Annotated in this window: 3 protein-coding genes; all 3 read right to left on the bottom strand. The window is 78.2% G+C overall.

Annotation, left to right across the window (positions count from 1 at the left end; genetic code table 11):
* Window positions 1-47: 47 nt before the first annotated feature.
* Window positions 48-1610, bottom strand: coding sequence for a hypothetical protein (locus ABZY91_RS41485; RefSeq protein ID WP_355409373.1), 1563 nt, complete (start codon window positions 1608-1610; stop codon window positions 48-50).
* A 556-nt stretch (window positions 1611-2166) separates the two neighbouring features.
* Window positions 2167-2928: a sigma-70 family RNA polymerase sigma factor gene (locus ABZY91_RS41480; protein ID WP_355409371.1), complete on the bottom strand. Its 762-nt coding sequence runs from the start codon at window positions 2926-2928 to the stop codon at window positions 2167-2169.
* Between the two features lie 198 nt (window positions 2929-3126).
* Window positions 3127-4347: S8 family serine peptidase (locus ABZY91_RS41475; protein WP_355409369.1), on the bottom strand; the 1221-nt coding region annotated here is incomplete at its 5' end.

Below are 4347 nucleotides of genomic sequence, written 5' to 3'. Positions count from 1 at the left end.
GCTCCCGGGACGACGGGAGCGCCGGACGGGGCCGGTGCGGTGTGGCGTCAGGCGGCCGAGGGCGGGGTCGGGCCGCCGGCCGGAGTGCCCCCGGGGTCGCGGCGACGGGTTCCGACCAGACCGATGGCGCCGCCGAGGAACAGCAGCGCCCCCGAGGTGGTGAGCAGGGTGTCGGTGACGCCGCTCGCGCCGGTGGCGGCGAGCGAGCCGCCCGGGGCGGGGGCCGGAGCGGGTGCGGCCACGGTCACCGGGCCCGGGGTGTCGGCGCCGGCACCGGGCACCGGGGCGGCGCCGGTGGTCACCGGCGGGACCGCCGGGGGGACGGCCGAGCCGGGTACCGGGGCCGCGGACGTCGGGCTCACGGACGTCGGGCTCGCGCTCGGCGTGCCGGACGGGGACCCGCCGGACGTGGGCGTCGAGGTCGCCGTGGGCGTCGGCGTCGGCGTCACGGTGGCGGTCGGGGTCGGGGTCGGGCAGACCGACCGCCCGGCGGCCGGTGAATTCGACGGCGAACCCGACGCCGAGCCGGACGGGACGGCCAGCGGCGGGATCGACGGCAGGGGGATCCGGCAGGGGCCGCCCACGTCCCCGGGTACCGAGTCCGTGTGGTACCCGGCGACCACGCGCGTGAAGTCGTACGCCGCCTGCTTCACCCCGCTGCAGGTCGGACCGGCGGGGGCGTCGGCGGGGCAGGGCCGGTCACGGTTGACCGCCCAGAGGCCGAGGCGGGCCAGGTGGTGGGTGGCGGCGAACTCCCGGACGGTGCGGAGGCCGGCCACGGTGAGCTGCTCCCCCTGCTGGTCGGTGCGGCCGTTCATCGCGACCAGGCCGACGTGTCGCCAGGCCTGGTCGTCCGCCCACCCGTACGCGGTGGCGACGGCGCGCTGGAGGCCGGTGACGGACTGCCGGACCACGGCGGGCAGGTCACTCTCCCGACCGGCGAAGTCGAACGGCAGCGCGGTCCAGCCGTCCACCACCAGACCGGACTTGGCGGCGAGCGCGATCAGGTCGGCGCCGTCCGCGTCGGGGCCCTTCTGCTCGGTCTGGAAGGTGACGTAGACGAGCAGGCCGGGGTTCTTCGCCTTGAGCGTCCGCAGCGCCTCGACGATCCGCCGCCGCACCGCCGGGTCGGTCAGCTCGGTGGACTCCACGTCGATGTCGACCGCCTTGAGCGCGTAGGCGTCGACCACCTTCTGGTAGGCGGCGGCGAGTTCGGCGGCGGTGCCGCAGCGTTCGCCCAGCTTCGCGCCGTCCCAGCCGCCGAACGCGGCGAGCACCTCGCCGCCGGCGGCGCGGATGCGCTTGATCGCGGCCTCGTCGGAGCCGCCGGTGAGCGGTCGGGAGCCGTCCCAGCGCGGCTCGCAGCCGGAACCTCCGGCGAGCACGTAGGAGAGGGCGAACTGGCGCAGACCGGTGGCCTTCATGACCGCGACCGGGTCCGGCGCGTCGCCCCAACCGAGGTAGGCGTGGGCGGCGTTGAGGCCGACCGGGTCGGTGGCGGTGGCCGCGGCGGGCGCGTCGCGCGGCGCGAGGATCAGCGCGCTGCCGGCGGCGAGGGCCGTCGCGGCTAACGTGATCCGCCGGCGGCGGCTGAGCCGGTGTCTGGCCATCGGGACTCTCCTGGGCTCGGACGGGCACGGACGGCCGGAGCTCTCCATCGCCGGGAACGGCCCGGTCGGCGGGCCCGAGGACCGGCGGCCCGGTGTCCGCCCTCCCACAAGGGGGAACACCGGGCCGCCGCAGGGGCCCGACACCCGCCGGGGCGCGGGAGCCGGGAGTTCGGCCGCTCAGCAGTGACTACGGACGGTCCGTCACACCCGGTTCACCCGCCGGCGGACCGGTCGGGACGGGCGGGAGCAGACCTGACGGTCCCCCGGGCGGGGCAGCAGTCCCGCGCAAGGGACTGCTGCCCCGCCGGAGCGGTGGCTACCGGTGCCCGCACGGGGGGAACGAGCTCCGGTGGCGGTGCCGCCACTGTGATCAACGGGCGGCGGGGTCCGGGCGGTTCACCGGCCTCCGCCCGACTTCTCCGCCGAACCGCCCGGAGGGGCCGCACGGAGGAACCGCACGGGTCCGGAGAGGACCGCAGAGGACCGCAGAGAACCGGCCGACGCCCACAGGCCGGGGCCGGTCCCACCCGGCGGGACGGGCCAACGGCGCGACGGGTCAGCCGGCCGTCGCCATGCCGTGTGCCTCCAGGATCGGCCGCAGGGCGCGGACGGCGTAGAAGTTGCGGGACTTGACCGTCCCGACCGGCACCCCCAGCACCACCGCCGCCTCGGCCATCGAGCGGCCCCTCATGTGCAGCTCGACGAGCACGTCCCGGTGGTGGGGCTGGAGCTCGGCCATGGCGACCGCGATGTCCCGGGCGGCGAGCACCTCGTCGTACGGGTCGTGGGCGCCGGCGTGCTCCTCGGGCGCCTCGTCGGCGACCTCCTGGGCCCGGGCGGCCTGCATCCGGTAGTGGTCGATGGCGATCCGGCGGGCCACGGTGAACAGCCAGGGGCGGCTGTGCTCGGGGCCTCGGTGGATGGCGGCCGGGTTCTGCCAGGCGCGCAGCAGGGCCTCCTGCACGATGTCCTCGGCCTTGCCGCGGTCGCCGCTGGTGACGCGGAGCATCGCGCGCAGCAGGTAGCCGCCGTGCAGGCGGAAGAGCTCGGCCAGGGTGTCCTGGTCCAGGGTGGGCCGGGCGGCCGGCGGCACGGTCGCCGGGGCGGCCTTCCCGGCCTCGGCCGTCGGTTCGGCCGCCGGCACGGTGGTCGCCTCCGCCGTCGGCCCGCCGTCCGTCGCCCCCTCGGGCGCGGGCAGGTCAGGGCTGCGCCGGGCGGGCTCCGACCCTCTCCGCTCGCCCCCCAGGGTGCTCTCCGGGCTCGGCGACCCGGAGTCCTGGATGGTCGTTCCGTCGTGGGCGGTAGCGTCGATGGCCACGGCTGTTGGGTCCCTTACCACATTCGTCGGTGCATCGGCCGATCGCTCGACCGCTGACTCGGTGCGCCGGGTGTACCGCTCCCTTCGGACCGCTCCCCCCGGCGGTGCCACGCTCGCAGCCGTCGCCAACGACGGGCCAACGTCACGCCAATGCCACCGGCACCGGGCCGTTGGCCCGGCGTTGGCGGCCGTCGGCGATCACCCCGCGCGCCAGCCCCGTCGGCGCCCCGCACGCACCGCGGCGGCGGCCAGGCCGACCAGCGCGGCCCCGCCGAGGATCGCGCCGGCCAGCGCCGAAGCCCGCCGGACGGCCGAGCGGTCGGCGGGCGGAGAGACGACGACCGGGTCCGTCGGTGAGAGCGGAGCGTGTGCGGCGGCCGGGGCGACGGTGACGGCCGTCACCGGGTCCACCACCCCCCAGCCGACGACCGGATCGGGCACCGCGGAGCCGGGCCGGTAGGCGGTCTCCCGCAGCCGGTCGGCGAGCTGCTCGACGGTCAGCTCGGGCGACCGGCCGAGCACCAGCGCCGCCGCCCCGGCGACCAGGGCCGCGGCGTAGCTCGGACCCGAGGCGGTGAAGTGGCCCCCGCCCGGGCCGGCGGCCTGCACGGCCTCGCCCGGCGCCGCCAGGTCCACCCGCGAGGCCCGCCCGGCGGGAGCTCCGGCGGCACCGGACGCGGCGGCACCGCCACCGGAGGCCCCTCCGCCCGCGGCCCCGCCGGGCACGGATCCGTCAGGGGCGAGGCCCGTCACCGCGATCACGCCGGGGTAGCCGGCCGGGTACACCGGCGCGGCGGCCGTCTGCCCGTCCGGCCCGGCGGGCGCGACCAGCAGCACGCCCTTGGCGGCGGCGTAACCGACCGCCTCGGCCAGCGCCGGCGCGGGTTCCGCCACCGGCGCCGCGACGACGGCGATCCTGGCGCCGCCGTCGACCGCCGCGCGGATGCCCTTGGCGAGCAGGTCGGAGGTGGTGCTGCCGGCGTCGTCGGTGGCGGCCACGGCCAGCACGGTCGCCCCGGGGGCGAGTCCGGACGGTCCGCCGTCGGGCATCCGGCGGCCGGCGACCAGGCCCGCGAGGAACGTGCCGTGGCCGACACAGTCCTGGCCCGAGTCGCCCGACCCGTACTGCCGGGGGCCGAGCTTCAGACGCCCGGCCAGTGCACCGGACGCCGACCCCGCCGAGGCGTCCACCCCCGAGCCGATCACGGCCACCGTCACGCCGGCGCCCCGGCTGAGCGGCCACACGGCGTCGGACCGCAGGTACGCCTGGGCCCACCCGGGCCGGTCCAGGGTCCGGGTGGAGGGCTTGCGGCAGCCGTTCTGCTTGACGTCGGGCAGCGTCTGCGCCACCCCGGGCAGCTCCGCCGCGCCCGGCGACGCCCCGGGGGCCGCGGGCGCCGACGCCGCGCCCGGTGCGAC

It is taken from the genome of Kitasatospora sp. NPDC002965 (genome assembly GCF_040611255.1).
In the GTDB taxonomy this organism is placed as follows: Bacteria; Actinomycetota; Actinomycetes; order Streptomycetales; family Streptomycetaceae; genus Kitasatospora.
Note: the sequence above shows the minus strand (reverse complement) of the source record. Positions and strands in the feature narration are given on the sequence as shown.